We start from the raw sequence: 20,857 nt of genomic DNA on the forward strand, positions 1-20,857 counted from the left end.
ATGTTTCGTAATTATTTAGCGAAACATTGGTGTATACGGACCGACCTCATCATTCTCTTCACTTGATTCTTGTCTACGTACAGAACGAATCATTCCATATTTATAAAAAATAGAAAATAGCGGTACATTTCCCGCACTATCTTCACATGTATCAACTAACGCAAAAGCTCTTTGTCTACCGCTTGATGCTTGTTGACGCACAAAGCGAGAAACATTAGCAAGGAAGAAAACTTCTAATAAACAAAGTGCCGTCGTTACAAACGATATATATAAAATTGCATCCTGCAATAAAAATTCCATCGCTTCACATCCTTAATAAGGTCATTTTAGCACATTAGGCAAACATTCTCTATTTCCTTTTATTTTCAAAAAAAGTATTTTGCATATTTTCTCAAGAAAACAATAATTAAGAAACGTTGTATTCGCTTTCTTTAGTATATTCACGCACATCAATGAATAGGCTTGATTTATTAGAAATTTATAAAATTTTTGCATTATAATAAAACTATTGCCAGTTTTTGAAAAAACCTTTATTCTCTTCTTGTAATCAAAAATGAATATGGAGATGAAACATACTATGGGTCAACTAGGAGACGCCGATTACGTTCCCGACACCGCCTTTTTATCCTTCCCAGCAGCTAAAACATTTCATTTAGAATTTATGATACAGTTGGTTGTTATTTTTATAGCTTCTATTTTGTATGCAATTTCTATGAATATGTTTTTTATCCCGCATAATATGATTAGCGGTGGATTCGCTGGTGTAGGGATGATTATCGGTTATTTAATGCACTACAATATCGGTGCACTTATCTTTTTACTAAACATTCCTCTTCTTATTTTAAGTCACTTTTACTTAGGCAAGAAGACAACCTTTTTAACAGCGTACTTTGTAGCTGTGTCATCTTTAGCGATGAACATTATCCCGGTACACCAAGTTTCAGACGATATTTTACTTTCTTCTGTATTCGGTGGTGTTATCTGCGGAGCAGCTTCAGGAATTATATTCCGATTTGCTTCTTCAACAGGTGGTTTTGATGTTGTTGGATTGATTGTAGCAAAATATCGAGATGTTTCAATTGGAGCAATCATATTTGTATTCAACTTAATCTTACTTGTCGCAGCAGGTTTTATTTTCGGATGGGATATTACACTTTATACGTTAATTAGTCGATTTGTAGTCAGCAAAGTTATCGATGCTGTGCATACGAAACATATTAAATTAACGATAATGACTATTACAGAAAAAGGCGAGGAAATAAAAAGCGCACTACTACATCACGGCATACGCGGGGTGACAATGGTAGACGCTGTCGGCGGCTATACAAACCATAAGAAAAAAATGATTTACACTGTCGTGACTCGCTATGAGTTAGGCGAAATGAAACGTATTATCCGTCAAGTGGATAACAAAGCATTTATGAACATTACTGAAACAGTTGAAATTGTCGGCCGTTTCAAACGTATATAAAAAAGGTTAATACATTAAAGGGCATAACATATTAGTCATATATACTATGTTATGCCCTTTGTTATTCAACTAACGCACCCTTTAGCATAATAAAATCACGAAGTTTATTACTACAAATCGGAGGATAGCATTCCATATACAAAACTATCTGTCCATTCATTTTTATTCCAAAAATCTTGTATGAAATGGGCTTCCTTTCTCATACCTATTCGTTCACACAATTTTTTTGAAGCTGTATTACGTGCATCAAGATTAGCTTGTATACGATGTACATTACATTCATTAAATAATTTAAATACCAAACTACTTACTGCTTCTGTTGCCAAACCTCTTCCAACTACTTCATTTGAAAAACTATAACCAATCTCAACAGTATCCTTCATATTTGTGTACCATACGGATAAATCACCAACTACTTTAGTCTTGTATATAACTGCCAAACTTAATATTGATTCTTTAGTAAGTACATTATTTGCTAGCTTCTTATTAAATCTTTTCTGCATGTCTTCATGAGTCCACTTATTATGTAATAGGGACTTACATGTATCATCATTATTATAAATAGCAAATACATCCTGTAAATCAGTACTCTTAAAAGGTCTAATTATTAATCTTTCTGTTGTGATCTCCAAGTTAGCTCCCCTCCCTTACATTCATGCTACAAAACATTTTTTATTGTATTTAAGCCTCCTTCTTAGATCTCACCTTGATTACATATTTCATCATAATAAATTAAAATCCTTCTTCCACTAAACTGCATTGTTAATGGTATTTCCTTACGCTTTTTATTTTTTACACTTATTACAAAATCAGATAATTCTATTATTATGTCCCTAAATGTGTTATAATGAAAGCAGACTCACAAAAAAGAGTATATAGACTTGGAAGTTTCTCTTATTTTACAAGCAAAAAGAAACGAGCAGTCGGGTATATTTCAGACACCATACACGTAACGGTTTAAACAACCGATCATCTTAGTTACTCTTCAATGATCTTTTTATAAAAAGATACGTACAATTAAAACTCACTTCAATATACTATACCTACCTTTTTGACTTCCAAATCATCTTATTACATAGGGAGATGAACATATGAATCAATATATACGATATACAATAGCTGTCCTGTTTGCTATTATCGGCGGTACGATTTGTTTCTGGACAAACACACAGCTTGGAGAGAATATCATTTTTAATGGAATCGAAACACTTGTAAGCGCTTCAATTTTAGGCGGATACATTTACTTCCTCTTCAATCCAGAAGAAAATGCTCAGAAAACAATGTTATTAACAATGATTGGAATCGTTGGTGGATGTATTTCCTACTCAATGACAAACTATACATTACCACTTCAATTAAGCTCAGCTTTCTTCCACGGTCTATGGACTTGGTTCATTGCATTCTGCTTAGCAGACGTATTCAACCTATTACAAGACAATGAAGAAGATAGCGGTCGCCAAATTGAAAGTAACTCTTAAGCTGGAAGGAATTCTTCCAGCTTTTTTGTGTTGGTTTGCATACACCGGCACTACAATAAAAAGAAGCTACCCAACGGCAACTTCTTTTCCACATACCCCACTTCGTATTCACTTAAATATATCAACGATTTTTCAAATATATCGATCGTTTCTCCACTTATATCAACGATTTTTTCATTATATCAACGATTCGGCACAAGATATCGATTTAACGACAACCTTAGACATCCAAAACGTACAACATACCCTATCCCCCAAGCAACTTACTGCCGAACTCTACGATTAAAAAGATAATTAATAGGATCGCGAGTATCTTTAATGCTACATATGCCACTTTAAAAACAACATAAATGAGCAAGACTATCAAAATAATTGATAAGATTTCCATATTTACTTCCTCCAAGCTTTGCTCTTCTTATCTCATTTTACTCGCCCTAGGCTGTTTATGGAACGGCATAAGATGACATATAAAAAAGAGGATACCTCACCCATCGTAAGATACCCTCTCTTTCAGCTGCTTAAACCATTCTCTTTCTAATTGTAAATATCCCATCTCACTCTTCTCAGCGCTCTTTAATTCTTGATCGGCTTTCTTCATATAAGTACGGGACGCTTCCATATTGCCCTCTACATATTTAATAATCCCTTGTGTACGGTAATATCCACTTAGGTCCATTTTTGTAATAGCCTTTGCATGTTCCTTTGCTTCTTGCAAAGAAAGACTATCCATCTGATAAAGGGCTTTATATAAAAGGTACCAACTATGAAAACTACTAACGAAAAACTTATTTTCTTTCGTTACAGGTAATTGAACAATTCGTTCTATATACGGTATCGCTCTTTCCATTCCCTCTTGATCTGCACGAGCAAAAAAGACGAGCATAAGTCTACTCATTATCTCCCTTATCCCTTTATTCTCTTTTATTTTCTCCTCACTAAGTTCTACTAATCTTTCATCCCAATCTTTCGGTCTTTTATAACTAAATAACTCACTCGATATTTGAATCTCATATAAGTGATTTCTAGCTCTTTCATCATCTTTAATTAAAATAAGAAATTGCATCCCATCACTCATAAGCATTCCTTTTATCGGCACAATTGTAACCGCAAAGATCGCAAAATGGAAAAAGGAAAAATATAAAAGATATTGATAATAACTCACCATGTATATGTAACCGGAAGTAATACCAAATAGTAAACTCGTAATCGGTCCACCTAAAGTGAGCCACGCCCACTTTTTCGAAAGATTCGGTGTCTCTATAGAAGGTGGTACTAATGTTGCAACACCTCCAAAGTACGCCCATAATTTATTTTCTCGAATGCGTAATTTTCCCTTTTCTTTTTGAATAGTAATGGGTCCTACTGTCATAAATTTAAATGTTAAACCACCTATTACACCAAATACTACATGTCCTAGCTCATGAATGGCTAACACTAACAATGAAATTCCAACTATTGCCCATAGGTTCAAAATTACTTCTAATTTCCCAGTTCGGATTACTCCGTATAAAATGGACAGAATTAGCGCCACTGTCATTGAGCCAGCTGGCCTTCTTAAAATATCCACCTTTTTCTCCCCTTAATAAATCATTTTTCTCTGCATTTCGTACATGAACTTCCCGAGATGCAATATCCAAATAAATGAGATTAAGCCAATTAATACAAAATCGATATCACTAGCAGCTGTATATATAACGGCAGCCCACCATACATATGCCAATATTGTATTCGTAAATTCATACGCTTTATATCCAGCCTCATGCACAATGTGCTTTAATCCTTCATCTGCGTTTTTCGTCCACATTTTCATAGATTCCATATACGTTACACCTTGTTCAGGGTATAGCTTATTATAACGATTTTTTGTTATGAGCCCGATAATCACTACAGTAGTTAAACAAACAATAGAAGCTACTAAATTCCACACCGCAAATGAAACATTAGTATCCTGCAACAGTGCACGTCTACATGTAATAACTGCATATACAAACCATGCCTGCGTCACTATATCACCTACACGTAAATATATACTTATAATGCCTAATTTTCTGCCTTGTACGCTCTCTTCTTCATCGCGTGCCTCCGCTAACATACGCGTATTCTTCCAAGTGTAGTACATCATTAAGATTCCAAAAATAGTACATATGCCTATAAATGTATTGGATGATAATTTTCTCGGTTCATCCGAGAGTAAATTTAAAGCTATATAAGACGTTAAAAAGCCACCCATCATACTTAATGCTATTTTCCCCACAGAATCAAATTGTTTTTTTCGTTTACTCTTCATCATCCTCTTCCCCCTCCACTAACGTGAATATTTCCTCCACCGATACATTGAAAATTTGTGCGATTTTTAACGACAATACAATAGATGGTGCATAATCCCCGCGCTCAATTAAACTAATCGTTTGCCGTGATGATCCAATCGCTTTCCCTAAATCCCCTTGTGATAAACGATGCTTTGCTCGCAATTCCCTCACTCGATTTTGAAGCTTCATGTCTTCCCTCTTTTTCATTTATTTAATTAAAATTGTAAATAATATCCTTATTTTTGTCAATTATAATTGTCATTACGACTATAATAATTGACAAGATACTTATTTCTTATCCTGTATCAAATTCCTATAAAGAATGTAAAATGTGCATTAAACATAGTCTTAACAATAAAATAAAAAAGGCAGTGCTTTTGCACTGCCTTCCTAAATTCTGACATAGAATGGATTTCATATTAGCTTGCGTTTTGTAGTAATACTCGTTTTAACTGTTTGCGGAAACGAACACCTAACGTAATTGCTACGATAACGATAACTCCAACAATGATTTTACCGATATGATCTTCTAGCACTCCAAAGATGTCATGTAAGTTTCCACCTAACCAGTAACCACCGATTAAGAAGAATGATACCCAAAATAGAGCGCCTGAATAAATTGTAATGGCAAAACGACGGAATGGTAAATTAATAATTCCTGCAAAGTATCCTGTGAAATGACGTACACCAGGAATAAAGAAACCAATAAAAATCAGGAAGTACCCATACTTATCAAACCACATTCTCGTTAAATCAATTTTTCTTTGTGTTAAAAATACGTATTTTCCATACTTTTGAATGAAAGGCATACCTAATTTATTTCCTAAAAAGTATTGAATCGTCATTCCTACACTTGTCCCAATAAAGGATAGAATGATTAAAATCGGTAAACTTAAATCACCCTTCTGCGCTAAAAATCCCGCATATGCTAATGTGGGCTCTCCCGGAAACGGAAGTGCAATATATTCTAACAGCAAGCCGACAAGTACAACATAGTACCCGTATTGCTGAAATAATTCATGAATCCATTCCATGTCATCTCTCCTTTCAATCACGTACAACTTCTTACTATTATTGTATAAAAAAATTGTCGAAATAACTATCACAATAGCTTACATTTTTATTACATTTTTGTAAGGGGCACACTAATGATTTCCGTTCTTTATTAATTAGTAAAAATCATTTTTTAAGTCGAAATAACAAAAAGACGCATTAATATCATGCAAGTTTTATCCATTTTTTAACACTTAAAAACCCCTCTAATTTTGTTCTCAATAAAAAACCACCACAAACTCATCCTAACTTCATATTAGCTTCATATACGTATTGTAAGATTATATCGGAATTTGTTGAAAAATTTAACCAATATATGACTAAGCATTAATTTGAATAAATATAAGTCGTTTTCGAAATTGAAAAAAGGGTGAATACGAAATGGAAGCATATAAAATGCACGATTTTATTAATACAAATGTTGAATCTCATCAAAATGAAACCGTTTTTAATTTACACATGTGTGAAACAAGTGAATTTGACGTAAGTTTAACAAAATCTACAACACTATCTTTTATCGTTTCAAAAAAGAATATTAAAATTGTCACGAAAAAATGGATTAATTCAAATCAAGAAAGCATGATTGGCAAAAGCTACATCATTCCAACAAAAGCTTTTCATTATTTCTTACCAATCATTTCTGAAAATGAAGATGAGCTAAATATTCAAGTTCAAAGTTTTGGACTACGTGGTGAGCTTTTATTAAATGAAAGATTACTTATTGATAAAAACAACAAACACAACAGCAAAATCACTGCATTCTTTGAAACATTAGATGAAAATGTAAATAAAGCTTTACGAGGATTACAACTTCATTGTATGTAAGACTATTACGATAGTAAAAGGAGAATAACAATGAAAAAATTATTATTAAGCGCACTATTATCATTAGGATTTTTAACTCTTCCATTCGCTAGCGCAGAGGCCGCTACAACGAAAGATCAATTAATCGTAAACACTCAGTTAAATAAAATGGATTATTATCAGGATGGAAAATTTATAAAAAGTTTTACTGTCGCTACTGGAAAAGCAGCAACACCTACACCTAAAGGAACTTTTCAAATCGTAAATAAAATTAAAAACCGCCCTTATTATACAGGCAAAATTAAAGGCGGCGATCCACGTAATCCACTTGGTGACCGTTGGCTCGGATTAAATATGGCAGGAACTTACGGAACAACTTATGCAATTCACGGAACTAACAATAATCAAGCAATCGGCAAAGCAACAACACTTGGTTGTATTCGTATGTATAACAATGATATACACTGGTTATTTGAGCGCGTTCAGCAGCAAGCTACTGTCACTGTAAAATAGCCTAAAAACAAGATTTATGTGTAGCCAAGAATTTTATGTCTTGGCTTATTTTATTTATTCATTTACAGTAGCAAAACAACTGTATTTACATATATAATAGGAATAGATTTGATTAGCTGATATTTAAACATTGATAAACGTAGATATTAAAATTATACAGTTATAATGTTTTATAAATTTTATAATACATACTATAATAGAACTACTGTAATTCTGAACTATTCAGTAACACTAAACTATTCCCCTTGCTACCTTCATGATTATTTTATAGCGGGGGCTTATTATATGTATAAACAATCTGAGTCACTCGAAAAATGATGAATTCGAATATTGCAGTAAAAAGCGTTATTTAGGAGGTGTTACTATGACGCATATACTGGTGATTGAAGACAACCCAGATATACAAGAACTAATTCGTGAATTTCTAATGGCACAAAACTTTACTGTTGATGTAGTTGGTGCTGGAACAGAAGGTATTCTTCTTTTCCAAAAAAATTCATACGATCTTGTCCTCCTCGATGTAATGTTACCAGATATAGATGGCTATAGTATTTGTAAAATTATGCGAGGACAATCTGATGTACCAATCATTATGTTAACAGGCTTACATAATGAAGAAAGTGAAATTAAAGGATTTGAGTTAGGTATTGATGACTATATTACGAAACCGTTCCATTACACTGTATTTATTAAGCGTGTAGAGGCTGTATTAAGAAGGGCAGCAACGAAGGAAGCAGAAGCTGCAACTATACTACAATTCCATGAATTGATGTTAAACTCTACAGCATATGCAGCTTATGTTCATGGTAATCAAATTGAATTGACAACAAAAGAATTTGAAATTATTTATACTTTACTGCAAAATCGAGGAAAAGTATTATCAAGAAGTGATTTGTTGAATAAGGTATGGGGCTATGAACATTATGGTGATGTAAGAGTTATAGATACACATATTAAAAACTTAAGAAAAAAATTAGGAATTACTTATATTAAAACGGTGAAAGGCATTGGCTACAAAATCGAATCGTAGCAAAGACAACATCACCAAAAATATTTTCATCAAAACCTTATTATTTTGTATTCTTTTATCACTTTGTCTTTATCAAATTATTTACTTTCTAGCTTCAAACTACGATAAAGAACATTTTGCGAAAGAAAATGGAACGCCGACTACAGAACAGGCGGATTTAGATAAGCAAAACAATCAAAGTAAAACGAATCAAAATAAAGCTGTGTCAGAGGGAAGTATTTCCAATTTCCAATCTTCTATTATAGATTATAAATCTCTTTCTACAGCTATCAATCACCTTTTGCAGCCTAGCCAAACTGCAAAAGCAAAAGAACATACACAAAACCTTTCGGGGAAAAATAGCACTTCTAATCCGCTTACAGAAGCAGAAAAGAAAGCCGCTAATAATGATGCCTTACATACACAAAATGCAGCAAGTAAAATAAATGATATAAATGATAATCCAAAGTTAGCAGATGCGTTGCAGCAATTAGCTCCACATATTGGCGCGACAATGCTTGCATTATCACTACTCGGATCTTTAATTTATACAAAACTAATTGCCAAACCTTTTCAATATATGAGCGATGCTTTAAAAGATATTATGAATCTTGATTTCTCAGATAAAAAACTACTTAACAAAAATACAGATCAAACAGATTTTAATTTGCAAGTAGCCGCTTCACAAGTACCAAATATTGTGAAGAATTTACATGCAAGCAATCAAGATTTAAGAAATGAGCTCAAAAAGGAACAACAATTAGAGCAATCTCGTAAAGAATTTATGTCTATGGTATCCCATGAATTAAAAACACCAATCGCAGCCGTTATGGGACAACTAGATGGCATGATTCACGGAATTGGAGCTTATAAAGATAGAGATAAATATTTAAAACGTTCCTATGAAATGATGCAAGATATTAACATATTAACGGAAAAAATGTCGGAATTATCCAAAATACAAAACCCTCAATTTAAACCGAATTTAGAAGTCATTTCTTTATCTAATATTATTGAGGATGTTATGAAGAAAGTAGATTACTTTGTATCTGTAAAACAATTAAATGTACAATCTAATATTAAACACGACGTACAAATTTTAGCTGATCCTAAATTTATTCAAACTGCTATTTTTAACATTATTTCAAATGCAATTCATTATACAATTGACCACCAGCACGTATATATAAAGCTTTATGAAAAACCAAACGGTTACGCATTAGAAGTATTAAATACAGGTTCACAAATTGATGAAGATAAACTTGCTCATTTATTTGAGCCTTTCTATCGTGCAAACCCTGATAAACACGGTTTAGTACAAGGTAGCGGTCTTGGATTATATATCGTGAAACAAATATTAGATAAACATCAATTTCCTTACGGAATACAAAACACAGCTCAAGGTGTAAAATGCTCCATTGTATTCCCAAAAGCAATGTAGCATTCACTATAATTACATACCCCAAACTCATACTTTATGTGTGAGTGGCGGAATTTTGTAGAGTGTCTTACTCTGTTTCGTTCGCCCGTTATCCTTATTTGGATAGCGGGCGTTTTTTATTACTTAAAAGGAGGATTTTTTATGGATAAGTTTAAATATTCATTGCTCGTTTTATTCGGTGCTTGCAGCTACGGCATACTTTCAACTATTTTCAAACTCGGATTCCTAAGTGGATTTTCAGCACATCAACTATTAGGGGGACAATATGTCTTCGGATGGATTGGACTATTTCTACTCGTTCTTTTCTTTTCACGTCATAAAGTAACAAAAAAACAATTCTTTTCATTACTAACCGTCGGAACAACAATGAGTATGACTGGAATTTTCTACGCTATTTCTGTAGAAGAGCTACCCGCATCTATCGCTGTCGTCCTACTCTTTCAGTTCACTTGGATTGGTGTCATTATCGAAGCAATTGCAAATCGAATATTTCCAAGCCGCGATAAGATCATATCTATCCTTATTTTATTTGCTGGTACATTGTTTGCAGGTGGTATATTTGAAGGCCTCGGACAAAGTTTTTCTACGAAAGGGATTATCTTTGGACTATTAGCTGCTGTCTCTTTTTCATTCTATGTTTTTGCAAGCGGACGCGTTGCTACAGATGTTCCCCCTTATACGAAAAGCTTTCTTATGACAACAAGTGCAACTCTTATCGTATGCCTATTCTTCCCGCCGACCTTTTTAACAGATGGTGCCCTGCAAGCTGGTCTATGGAAATATGCTTTCTTCCTCGGATTATTCGGCGTTGTTGTACCTGTCATTTGTTTTTCAATCGGTGTACCAAAAGTTGGAACAGGACTTAGCACGATATTAGGTGCAGCTGAATTACCAACTGCTATTATCGCTTCTATTACACTTGTACATGAAGTCGTAACCTTCATGCAGTGGATTGGAATTATTTTTATATTGCTTGGAATTTTCACTCCCCAGCTGCTTACGGCTAGGAAAGAAAGGAAACATAATCGCGTGCATAGCGCTTGAAAAAAATACAGAATTTATATAAAGTAAAACTTTAATTAGTGGGGGTTTTGTTCATCCCCCACTGATTATCAGCCCTCACCAATCGGGCTTTTACGGGCAGTTGATCCCCACCTAACTTCTTCGCTTTCGCTGAATTTTGAGGTGGAGTCTTACTGCCCGTTAATGCGGGATAAAAATATAACTACAATTAAAATAAGTAAATTTATCGGGAGGTATAAATGACTATTTTAAGCATCGTATTTTTTGCTATTATGTGTATCTTCTTCCTAATAAGATATATGAAAGAAAAGAAATTTTACGATTTACTTCTCATTCCCGTTTGTATATATGCAGGAGCAGTGAAAACTCCTTTCGTAGAGTACTTAAACTTTAATACTACATTTAAAATAACGTATGATATTGCAGCTATTATTCTTGTAATCCTTGCTGTACTTTTCTTTTTGAAAGATAAGAAAGAGAATCATACTGCATAACAAAAGACCTTTCATTTACTTGAAAGGTCTTTTTCTCTATCTCATTTTGCCGCTACATACAGCTTCTCTATCTCATGCTCAATTTGTTTTACATCGATTCGCTCAAATAATGGCTGCACGCTATCAATTCTATTCGGCAACGTATTTTGCGGTTCCCAATTTCGGTTCACAATCGACAATGTGCTTCGAACTCTTTCACTTGAAAATGGTAAAAATGGTTCAAGGAGATTTGCAAAATTAGCAATAAGATAAATACAATTATAAATCGTTTCTTCACATGAAACTGGATTATCTTCTCTTTCTTTCCAAGGCTGCCTCTCATCAAAGTATTTATTTGCAAAACGTACGGCATCGAATATTGTTTCTAGCGCCACCTTAAATGTAGTTTGCTCAATCGCCTCTCCTACATTTTTATATAATCCTTCTACTTTATCCTTCAGTTCTACATTGATAGTTCCCTGCGGCACAATGCCATCATAATATTTTTCAATAAACTTTAATGTCCGGTTCACGAAGTTCCCGTATGCACCTAACAGTTCACTATTATGACTGTAAATGAATTCACGCCATGAAAAATCAGTATCACGATTTTCTGGTGCATTTACTGTTAAAAAGTAACGAATAGAATCTGGATTGTAACGTTCTAATATGTCAGGCACCCATACTGCCCAGTTTTTACTCGTAGATAACTTTCTTTTTTCAACTGTTAAATACTCATTCGAAACGATATGACGCGGGATTGCTTCCTCTCCTATTCCAAGTAAAACCGCTGGCCAAATGATGGAGTGAAATGGAATATTATCCTTGCCGTGTACATAATATGTTTGCGCATCGCTATTCCAAAACTCATGATCATCTTTTCCTGTTTCTTCAGCCCAATATTTACTCGCTGAATAATATCCTGCCACTGCTTCTATCCATACGTAAATTTTCTTATCTTCATACCCTTTCACTGGAATTGGTACCCCGATTGGTAAATCTCTTGATACAGCCCTATCTTGTAACCCTTCCTTTACATATCTTTCCGTTAATTGAATTGCATTATCACGCCATGTTCCTTTTTCTTTTGCGATTTCTACAACTTTTTTAATTTGCTGCTGAAATGTATGCAATGCAAAATAAAAATGCTCTGTTTCCTCTACAGATGGTGTACTACCACATAACTTGCATGTCTTTTCTAACAAATCGAGTGGATCTAAAATAGCTGAACACGCATCGCATTGATCGCCTCTTGCTGCTTCATGGCAATGTGGACATATTCCTTCTACATAACGATCCGGTAAAAACTGCGTACACGTTTTACAGTACGCTTGTTCCACTGTTTTTTTATAAATATAGCCTTCTTCCAATAAACGTAAAAAAACTTTTTGAACAGTTTCATGATGATGCTCGCTATCGGTACGTGTATAGCAATCATACGTAAAACCGAGATCACGAAAACATCGCTGGAATTCTTCATGGTACTTATTAGCAATTTCTTTTGCTGTCACACCTTCTTGTTTTGCTCTAATTGCAATCGGTGTTCCATTACAATCACTGCCCGAAACATACAACACATTCTCACCTTTTGCCCGGTAATAACGTGCTAAAATATCTCCAGGTAACAAACTCGCAATATGACCAAGATGTAACGAGCCATTTGCATACGGCCAAGCGCCTCCAATAAAAATACTCATCTTACATTCCTCCTTTTAAATATAAAAAAGCCCCGCCCTTATCTTAAAAAAGATAAGGGCGGGGCTTTATAAACAGTCGCGGTACCACCTTATTTCGCCAATTACTCACATAATTAGCCTTAACAAGTACGGAGCTATATGCTCTTATACTGTGGTTTTGATAACGAGTACCAACTCTCGTCGCCGCCTACTATTATCATTTGATAAGTTCAGGACGAAGCTCAAAGGCCATTGTTCAAATGAATATTCTTGCTTCTTCTCAGCTACCGAAGCTCTCTGGAAAGAATGTGTTCATCCTACTTTTCCTTTTCAACGCTTTTACGTATAAAAAGTATTGTACGACTTAATCACAGAAAAATCAAACTTTTATTCAGAAAGAAAAGGAAATCCCATCCCCCTGCCGAATAACTATACGTTCACAAAAGGAGTGATAACATTGAACCAAAAACAACTAAGCACTATTAATGAAAAAAGCTGGAATACAGCTGCTTATGAAGCTTGGACGAATCGCCATGGGGCACCGGAGGATTATGCGAAAAAAATCATGGAAGACCCTATGCGCGAGGTAGATCACTATTTACCTTACATACAATCTCCGAAAGGAAAACATATTATTAATTTACTAGGATCAAAAGGGAATAAGGCCGTTGCTCTCGCCCTTTTAGGCTCTGACGTAACAGTTGTTGATATTTCAGCAAGTAATGCAAAATATGCAAATGAACTTGCTGCCGCCGCAGACGTCTCTATTCATTACATCGTTTCTGATGTACTAGATGTAAATCTCTCCAAATCATTTGATATCGTATTACTGGAGCTTGGTGTACTTCATTACTTTCTAGATTTAAAACCACTTTTCAAAAAAATTTCTCAACTACTAAAGCCAGGTGGAATACTTATCCTTCGCGATTACCATCCAATATACACAAAGCTATTAGGAGTAGACCACCCATCGTTTCGAGCAAGTGGAAATTATTTCGATGAAGAATTGATTGAAGATGATGTTGCTTATAGCATTCTTCTTACAGAAGCGCAGAAAGAATCGTTACCGAAAACAACCATCCGTCGCTGGACATTAGGAGAAATTATTACAACACTCGCCGAAGAACATTTTAAGATTGAAAAACTAATTGAAGAACAGGGACCTCATCAAAAGTGGGTCTTCCCTTCTACTGCCCCAGAAGGAATTGAAGAACAAATACCCGGTCTATATACAATAATTGCGCGAGCATGCAAAAAAGGATCCCTTCACGGATAGGATCCTTTTTGCATGCTCGCGCATATAAGTTGAGGTTGGAGATTACCATAATTCTGTAGAATAGGACACAAGATATTTCAACATTTCGTCTCTGACTTACGTCGTCAAAAAGGGGTATGACCAACATAACGAAGAGTAATGTTTTAGTTGATACTGATAATCGTTATCAACTAATTAGAAGTATACATGATGTTATTTCAAATTTCAATAGCATTTCTAATATTTATTTATGGATTTTATGATATACAAATGTATACATTTTAAGAACTTTTTCTAATACCAATCTGACTCCTTCCATTATCTGCTATAATTTTCATTGAACAGATTAATAACTTCATAATAATGTTTTTATTAATTCCGCTTCAAATATCTATAAATCATAATAAACAGTTTAAATGAGGGTAGGGGTAACGATGAAATATGTTAGTATTCGAAAAAAACTACTGTTCACACTCTTAAGCATTTCTTCTTTATTTAGCATTGCTCTTATTGTTATTCTTTCATTCGCCATGAATCAAGCAAGTGAAATCGAAACGTTAAAAAATGATGTATCGAAAAGAGCGACGATTTTAAAAGAACGTGGCGATTGGTTCCAGGCACAAGTTGCTGGTTTACAAGAATAATTGCTATCACATGATCAAAAAGGATTAGATAAGTTCAACCGAGAAGGGAAAAAATTAGCTGATACTAGAGAGAAAGTAACAAGTGACAAGAAGCTCCCAGAAGGAATGAAAGAAGCCATTTTAATGGGAGGAAAATGGCGTAGCGTCATAGATAATGAGGTACTACCTCTTGCGCATGAAGGAAAATGGGACGAAGCATCTAAAATTGCTTTAGCACAAACAGATTATGTAAATGATCTGTTAGGTCGTTTTAATAAATATACAAATGAAGAGAATGAGAAACGTGACGCATTAATTGCTGACGTCGAGTCTTCTTCATCACTTATTCAATATATTATTTTCTTCTCACTCATTACATGTACATTAACGTCTATTTTATTAGCATGGTGGTTCTCTGGTAAACTCGTTAAACCAATTCGACAAATTGATGAGAAGTTGAAAGAATTAGCTTCTCAAGATGGAGATTTAACGGCTAGATTACACGTAACGAGTAAAGATGAAATTGGTGACATTGCAAATTCCTTTAATCAAATGCTCACTAACTTACAGCATATAATAAAACAAGTTCAACAAACATCAACAATTGTAAAAGAAGCTTCCGAAAATGTATTTATCGAAACAACCGCTTCTATGGAAAATACCGCAAGGACACAAGAAACTATGAATGCTCTTGAACACAATATTCGTTCACAAGTTTCTAGCATTGAAGAAAGTTCAACCTCAATGGATGACATGGCAACGAGTGTTCAGCGTATTGCTGAGGCCGCCTCTTCTGTTACTAGTTTAGCTGTCACAACCTCAGAAAAAGCAGATGATGGGAATAAAGTCATTGAGAAATCTATTACACAAATGCATACAATTAACGAAGCTGTTAACGCTACATCACAAGTAGTTGAGCGACTCATTACACATACAAATCATATCGATACTGCACTTCAATCTATTTCTAATATCGCCGAGCAAACAAATTTACTCGCTTTAAATGCTTCTATTGAAGCAGCTCGTGCTGGTGAACACGGCAAAGGATTCGCTGTTGTTGCTGATGAAGTTAGAAAACTTGCTGAACAATCTCAACTAGCCGCAACTGACATTAACCATTTACTGCATCAAATTCAAGCCGATACAAAAATAGCAAATGACATGATGACACAAGGTCAAGCAGAGGCTTCTGAAGGAATTACGGTTATTCGTACCGCTGGATCTTCATTCTCAGAAATTGTTAACCACATTAACAAAGTCTCTACGCAAATGCAAGAAATGTCTGCAACTGCTGAAGAGATGGCTGCAAGCTCTGAAGAAATGAACGCAGCTTTAAATAATATCGCTTCTATTTCAAACGAAGTTGCTGCAGAAACATCACAAACAGCACATTCGGCTGGTGATCAAGTAAACAAAATGAGTATCGTGGCTAACAAATCATCTGAAATGAAAACCATCGTACAAGAACTTGAAATTCTCGTTTCTCATTTCAAAACAAACGCTTAAAGTGAAAATGACACAAGCTCAAAGGTATAAGAAAGAAAGTTTTACAGTCTCTCTTTTTTCACTTTAAAATATCTCTTTCTATCTCTCATTCCGTCTGCTATAATTCCTAAAGGAAATAAGAAAGCTTTATTCCAACTGGAGTAAAGCTTTCTTTCAATTTTTTACATTTATTAATTCTAATACTAAGATTTCACAAAGGAGGCTTTTTATCATATGAATTTTGTAAGTATCAGAAAAAAACTTATGTTCATGATGGGAACGATTTGCGCTTTATTCGGTATCGCCTTAGCATTTATTTTATTTTTTGCTATTGACCAATCTCGTAAAGCTGAAACATTACAAAAAGAAATTTCTCCACTGGCAACAGAATTAAAAGAGCGTGGAGACGCTTATCAAGTACAGCTCTCTGCTCTAAGAGGTTATTTACTACAACATGATCAAGTCGAATTAGACAAGTTTAATGAGATGAGTAAACGTCTTGAGGATTCAAAAGATAAACTTCTTTCTAATCCAAATCTTTCTTCGTCCGTAAAAAGCACAATGGAATTAGGGTCTACTTGGAGAAAGTTCGTTGAAGAAAAAGTATTCACTCTTGCAAAAGAACAAAAATGGGAAGAAGCTTTACAAGTAGCTTCTTCAGAAAACGGAACTGTCTATAAAGTAATTGGTGACTTCACAAATTATAGTAATGAACAAGCTACATTACGTGAACAATCTATTGAAAAAATTGACCAATCTGCACTCTTAATCGAATATGTTATTTTCTTATCACTTGTTATTTGTATTGTCGCTGCAATTATTCTTGCATGGTGGTTCTCTGGTAAACTTGTGAAACCAATTCAACAAATTGACACGAAACTAAAAGAGTTAGCTTCTCAAGAAGGTGACTTAACGGCACGTCTACAAGTAAATAGCAACGATGAAATCGGTGCTATCGCAGCATCATTTAATAAAATGTTAGAAAACCTACAACATATTATTAATCGTGTTCAAAAAACATCAGTGGAAGTACAAACCGCTTCTGAAAACATGCTAGAAAAAACGAATACATCACGTGAGGCGACAGTAAGAGTCCAAAGCTCAATGTCTAACTTAAACGCAAGTATTCAATCACAAGCTTCTAGTATGGAAGAAAGTTCAACTGCAATGGACGATATGGCAGTAAGTGTTCAACGTATTGCTGAATCTGCTTCATCTGTAGCGGAACTTGCTGTTGCCACATCTGAACATGCTAGCGATGGAAGTACCGTTATCCAAAAATCCGTTTCACAAATGACAACGATACACGAAGCTGTAAATGCTACGTCAGAAGTGGTTGAACGTCTAATCACTCATACGAAATATATCGATACTGCTGTACAATCTATTTCTAATATCGCTGAGCAAACAAACTTACTTGCTTTAAATGCTTCTATTGAGGCAGCTCGTGCTGGCGAGCAAGGAAAAGGATTTGCTGTCGTAGCTGACGAAGTTCGAAAGCTTGCTGAACAATCTAAAACAGCTGCAACAGACATTAATCAATTACTACATCAAATTCAAAATGATACAGAAACTGCTAGCTCTATGATGTCTCAAGGCCGTTCTGAAGCATTTGAAGGCATTCATGTTATTCGTGAAGCTGGTACTTCTTTCACAACAATTGTAGAACAAGTAAATAAAGTATCTACTCAAATGCAAGACATATCAGCAACTGCTGAAGAGATGGCTGCAAGTGCTGAAGAAATGAATGCTTCACTTAATAACATCGCTTCTATCTCGACTGAAGTATCCAGCGAAACCGCCGCAACGGCACAATCTGCTGAACAGAAAGTTATCGTTATGAATGAAATGACAGTAACTGCTGGAAAAATGAAACAAACAGTTGAAGAGTTAGATCAACTCGTATCTCATTTTAAAACAGAATAGATTTTCAAAAAATATCCCTCTTTCAAAGAGGGATATTTTTTTTGAGCTCATTTCCTGCACATTATGCTCATTTCCGTTATAATGAGAATCGATATCATTAAAATATAGGAGGGGCTGCTTATGTCACAAGAAGCATTTGAAAATAAATTATTGGATAATTTAGAAGCTGTTATTGACCCTGAACTAGGTGTTGATATCGTTAATCTTGGATTAGTGTATGATGTTACAGCAGATGAAAATAATAATGCTGTCATTACGATGACTATGACTTCTATCGGTTGTCCAATGGCTGGGCAAATCGTATCAGACGTTAAAAAAGTATTATCAACAAACGTACCTGAAGTTAATGAAATAGAAGTAAATGTCGTTTGGAATCCACCGTGGTCGAAAGAACGTATGTCACGTATGGCGAAAATCGCATTAGGTATTCGCGACTAGCGGAATAAAGTGAAACTTTATTCCGTGGGGGTTTTGTTCATTCCCCACTGATTATCAGCCCTCACCAATCAGGCTTTTACGGGCAGCAGGGCCCCCACCTAACTTCTTTGCTTCCGATGAATTTTGAGGTGGGGGTCTTACTGCCCTGCAAATAGCGGGATAAAGAAAAAAACCTGACATTCTAGTCAGGTTTTTTTCCTATTATTTTACGCCTACTGCATCATAAGCTTTCGTTACAGCTTGTACAGCTTTAGAATCTTTACCGTATAAATCTTCGGCTGATTGAAGAGCAGCTTGACGCATCATTTTGAAGTCAGAGTTTGCAGTTAAATATTTCGTAAGAGCGCGGTAGTAAATTTTTTCTGTCGCTTCACGGCCCACTCCAGCTACTTTCACGTCGTAATGATCTCCGCCTTCAGATACTAAATAAGCAGCTTTATTATTAATACTACTGTTAATATGAACGCCACCATTATCAGCTGTTCCAGTATAACGTTTACTATAGTGATCTGGGTAACCTTCACCTGGTTTTAATGGGTTTGGAATAGACGCTGGATCTTTTAGTGAACGAAGTGCATCGCCTGGTTTACCAGGTGTATAAATGTCAGCACCTAAATCCCAGCTCTTCTTCTCAACCATAACACCCATAATATCGGATAACGATTCATTTAACGCCCCTGACTCATTTTTATAAACAAGGTTTGCTGTATGTTCAGTTACAGCATGCGTTAATTCGTGACCGATAACATCAAGTCCAGCAGATAATGGAATGAATGTTTTTCCATCGCCATCACCATACATCATTTGCACACCGTTCCAAGCTGCGTTATTCCAGCTCTCCCCTACGTGAACAGTTGAAATAAGCTTCGCACCTTTATCATCGAAAGAGTTACGATTAAATGTTTTTTTGTAGTAATCATATACTTTTCCTGCATTTACATGCGCATCAACTGCAGCTTTATCTTCGAAGAACTTAGATTTACTTTCAACTTCTTCGCCTGTATATCCAAGCCATTGTGAGAATAAATTAAACAAGTTTTCATCCATATTTTCTGCATCAAATGTGTGAATACCTTGTCCTCGTTTACCGTCAAATAAGTTGAATACTCCCGTTTTTTCATCTTGGGCAATTTCAAATGATTGTCTAGCACCTAATACTCCGTAGCCAAACCCTGTAACGTGATCTACAGCATTATATTTCTCAATAACATTTCCATTTGTTGCATCAACAAAATAATGCCAATACCCTGGAGCTGGTTTTGAAATCGATGCCTTAACTAAGTATGCAAGGTAGTAATTACCGTCCTTTTCATATACAAATAAATCTTTTTTCACACCATCATAATTCTTTACTTTACCAATTTCTTTCTCAATATCTGCCTTTGCAATTGTTTCTGCTTGTTCCGCACTAATGCTTGCAGATGCAGGGATATTTTTATCATCTAAATTCGGAATAACTTGTCCGAAGAATGCTTTTACATTATTCTCTTTATCAAGTGTAACAGTTTGATCAGAACCGTACACAGGAATGTTATTATGTTTCTCAACTAGCTTCACATGTGTCGTGTCAGATTCAGCGTCTTTTTCTTCTCCAACGATATTAAAATGCTTTTCAATATTTCCTGCTAATTTAAACATATCTTTCTTACTCTCTAAGTATTGAAAGACCGTCTCTTTTTTATCTAGTCCTTCCGGTGCTTTCCATTCTTCACCTATGTATGCAGGTGTTTTAAATTCTTGATGATATTGAATTTTTTGTTCTTCCGCTTTCGTTGTCGTTGCCCCAAACGCTCCAAATCCCCCGGCGATAACAGTTAACGCTAATGCTGATGAAATGACTTGCTTTTTCACTATAACATTCCCCATTCCCATAAAGATTT

The 20,857-nt window shown here is 35.0% G+C and carries 20 protein-coding genes, 1 pseudogene and 1 other annotated feature; of the genes and pseudogenes, 12 read left to right on the forward strand and 9 right to left on the reverse strand.

Annotated features, from left to right (window positions below):
- Nucleotides 1-15: 15 nt before the first annotated feature.
- Nucleotides 16-300 (reverse strand): hypothetical protein, encoded by a 285-nt coding sequence (locus NZ044_RS24855; RefSeq protein ID WP_000394930.1) that lies wholly within the window; start codon nucleotides 298-300, stop codon nucleotides 16-18.
- Between the two features lie 277 nt (nucleotides 301-577).
- Between NZ044_RS24855 and NZ044_RS24860 the strand changes: the two genes are divergently transcribed.
- Nucleotides 578-1,471 carry a YitT family protein gene (locus NZ044_RS24860; RefSeq protein WP_000530044.1) on the forward strand — a complete coding sequence of 298 codons (894 nt, stop codon included), beginning with the start codon at nucleotides 578-580 and terminating at the stop codon, nucleotides 1,469-1,471.
- Nucleotides 1,472-1,581: 110 nt separating this feature from the next.
- Here NZ044_RS24860 and NZ044_RS24865 read toward each other — a convergent pair whose 3' ends face one another.
- Nucleotides 1,582-2,103: a GNAT family N-acetyltransferase gene (locus NZ044_RS24865; protein ID WP_098506686.1), complete on the reverse strand. Its 522-nt coding sequence runs from the start codon at nucleotides 2,101-2,103 to the stop codon at nucleotides 1,582-1,584.
- Between the two features lie 459 nt (nucleotides 2,104-2,562).
- Here NZ044_RS24865 and NZ044_RS24870 point away from each other — a divergent pair, with 459 nt between their 5' ends.
- Nucleotides 2,563-2,949, forward strand: a complete 387-nt coding sequence (locus NZ044_RS24870) for a DUF3938 domain-containing protein (RefSeq protein WP_001077773.1) — start codon at nucleotides 2,563-2,565, stop codon at nucleotides 2,947-2,949.
- Nucleotides 2,950-3,196: 247 nt separating this feature from the next.
- Here the strand turns inward: NZ044_RS24870 and NZ044_RS24875 are convergent, their stop codons facing one another.
- The 5 genes from NZ044_RS24875 to NZ044_RS24895 all read right to left on the reverse strand — a co-directional run bounded on the left by NZ044_RS24875 (nucleotide 3,197) and on the right by NZ044_RS24895 (nucleotide 6,292).
- Nucleotides 3,197-3,337, reverse strand: coding sequence for a DUF3985 family protein (locus NZ044_RS24875; RefSeq protein WP_000404758.1), 141 nt, complete (start codon nucleotides 3,335-3,337; stop codon nucleotides 3,197-3,199).
- Between the two features lie 96 nt (nucleotides 3,338-3,433).
- Nucleotides 3,434-4,486 carry a hypothetical protein gene (locus NZ044_RS24880; RefSeq protein ID WP_002083694.1) on the reverse strand — a complete coding sequence of 351 codons (1,053 nt, stop codon included), beginning with the start codon at nucleotides 4,484-4,486 and terminating at the stop codon, nucleotides 3,434-3,436.
- A 42-nt stretch (nucleotides 4,487-4,528) separates the two neighbouring features.
- Complete coding sequence (locus NZ044_RS24885; RefSeq protein WP_000837717.1) at nucleotides 4,529-5,236, reverse strand: DUF3169 family protein; 708 nt, start codon at nucleotides 5,234-5,236, stop codon at nucleotides 4,529-4,531.
- A complete protein-coding gene (locus NZ044_RS24890) occupies nucleotides 5,226-5,447 on the reverse strand; it encodes a helix-turn-helix transcriptional regulator (RefSeq protein ID WP_000776170.1) in 222 nt (73 codons plus the stop codon). Before NZ044_RS24890 ends, NZ044_RS24885 begins: the two co-directional genes overlap by 11 nt.
- A gap of 230 nt (nucleotides 5,448-5,677) precedes the next feature.
- On the reverse strand, nucleotides 5,678-6,292 hold the full coding sequence (locus NZ044_RS24895; RefSeq protein ID WP_000454764.1) for a DedA family protein: 615 nt from the start codon (nucleotides 6,290-6,292) through the stop codon (nucleotides 5,678-5,680).
- 400 nt (nucleotides 6,293-6,692) lie between these two features.
- On the opposite strand from NZ044_RS24895, the gene NZ044_RS24900 reads away from it, so the two are divergent.
- The 6 genes from NZ044_RS24900 (at nucleotide 6,693) to NZ044_RS24925 (ending at nucleotide 11,595) form a co-directional block, all read left to right on the forward strand.
- On the forward strand, nucleotides 6,693-7,136 hold the full coding sequence (locus NZ044_RS24900; RefSeq protein WP_000388763.1) for a DUF3978 domain-containing protein: 444 nt from the start codon (nucleotides 6,693-6,695) through the stop codon (nucleotides 7,134-7,136).
- 30 nt (nucleotides 7,137-7,166) lie between these two features.
- Nucleotides 7,167-7,628, forward strand: a complete 462-nt coding sequence (locus NZ044_RS24905; protein WP_000735061.1) for a L,D-transpeptidase — start codon at nucleotides 7,167-7,169, stop codon at nucleotides 7,626-7,628.
- Nucleotides 7,629-7,992: 364 nt separating this feature from the next.
- Complete coding sequence (locus NZ044_RS24910) at nucleotides 7,993-8,658, forward strand: response regulator transcription factor (protein ID WP_000148834.1); 666 nt, start codon at nucleotides 7,993-7,995, stop codon at nucleotides 8,656-8,658.
- A complete protein-coding gene (locus tag NZ044_RS24915; RefSeq protein WP_000201948.1) occupies nucleotides 8,636-10,078 on the forward strand; it encodes a sensor histidine kinase in 1,443 nt (480 codons plus the stop codon). The genes NZ044_RS24910 and NZ044_RS24915 overlap by 23 nt, the downstream gene beginning before the upstream one ends.
- A 141-nt stretch (nucleotides 10,079-10,219) precedes the next feature.
- Nucleotides 10,220-11,122 (forward strand): EamA family transporter, encoded by a 903-nt coding sequence (locus NZ044_RS24920; RefSeq protein WP_000357149.1) that lies wholly within the window; start codon nucleotides 10,220-10,222, stop codon nucleotides 11,120-11,122.
- A 218-nt stretch (nucleotides 11,123-11,340) separates the two neighbouring features.
- Nucleotides 11,341-11,595 (forward strand): hypothetical protein, encoded by a 255-nt coding sequence (locus tag NZ044_RS24925; protein WP_000154129.1) that lies wholly within the window; start codon nucleotides 11,341-11,343, stop codon nucleotides 11,593-11,595.
- 41 nt (nucleotides 11,596-11,636) lie between these two features.
- On the opposite strand, the gene metG is transcribed toward NZ044_RS24925, so the two are convergent.
- A complete protein-coding gene (gene metG / locus NZ044_RS24930; protein ID WP_000021589.1) occupies nucleotides 11,637-13,271 on the reverse strand; it encodes a methionine--tRNA ligase in 1,635 nt (544 codons plus the stop codon).
- 51 nt (nucleotides 13,272-13,322) lie between these two features.
- Nucleotides 13,323-13,593, reverse strand: a binding site (T-box leader).
- 114 nt (nucleotides 13,594-13,707) lie between these two features.
- Here metG and NZ044_RS24935 point away from each other — a divergent pair.
- The 4 genes and pseudogenes from NZ044_RS24935 to NZ044_RS24950 all read left to right on the forward strand — a co-directional run bounded on the left by NZ044_RS24935 (nucleotide 13,708) and on the right by NZ044_RS24950 (nucleotide 18,977).
- Nucleotides 13,708-14,526: a class I SAM-dependent methyltransferase gene (locus NZ044_RS24935; protein WP_001072254.1), complete on the forward strand. Its 819-nt coding sequence runs from the start codon at nucleotides 13,708-13,710 to the stop codon at nucleotides 14,524-14,526.
- Nucleotides 14,527-14,939: 413 nt separating this feature from the next.
- Nucleotides 14,940-16,634, forward strand: a pseudogene (locus NZ044_RS24940) (methyl-accepting chemotaxis protein).
- Nucleotides 16,635-16,847: 213 nt separating this feature from the next.
- A complete protein-coding gene (locus NZ044_RS24945) occupies nucleotides 16,848-18,539 on the forward strand; it encodes a methyl-accepting chemotaxis protein (RefSeq protein ID WP_001012200.1) in 1,692 nt (563 codons plus the stop codon).
- A gap of 120 nt (nucleotides 18,540-18,659) precedes the next feature.
- Nucleotides 18,660-18,977 (forward strand): metal-sulfur cluster assembly factor, encoded by a 318-nt coding sequence (locus tag NZ044_RS24950; RefSeq protein WP_000076424.1) that lies wholly within the window; start codon nucleotides 18,660-18,662, stop codon nucleotides 18,975-18,977.
- A 201-nt stretch (nucleotides 18,978-19,178) separates the two neighbouring features.
- Here NZ044_RS24950 and nprB read toward each other — a convergent pair whose 3' ends face one another.
- Nucleotides 19,179-20,828, reverse strand: a complete 1,650-nt coding sequence (nprB, locus tag NZ044_RS24955; protein WP_000745125.1) for a neutral protease NprB — start codon at nucleotides 20,826-20,828, stop codon at nucleotides 19,179-19,181.
- Nucleotides 20,829-20,857 lie beyond the last annotated feature (29 nt).

The sequence above is a fragment of the Bacillus sp. FSL K6-1338 genome (assembly GCF_038006965.1).
GTDB lineage: Bacteria > Bacillota > Bacilli > Bacillales > Bacillaceae_G > Bacillus_A > Bacillus_A thuringiensis_S.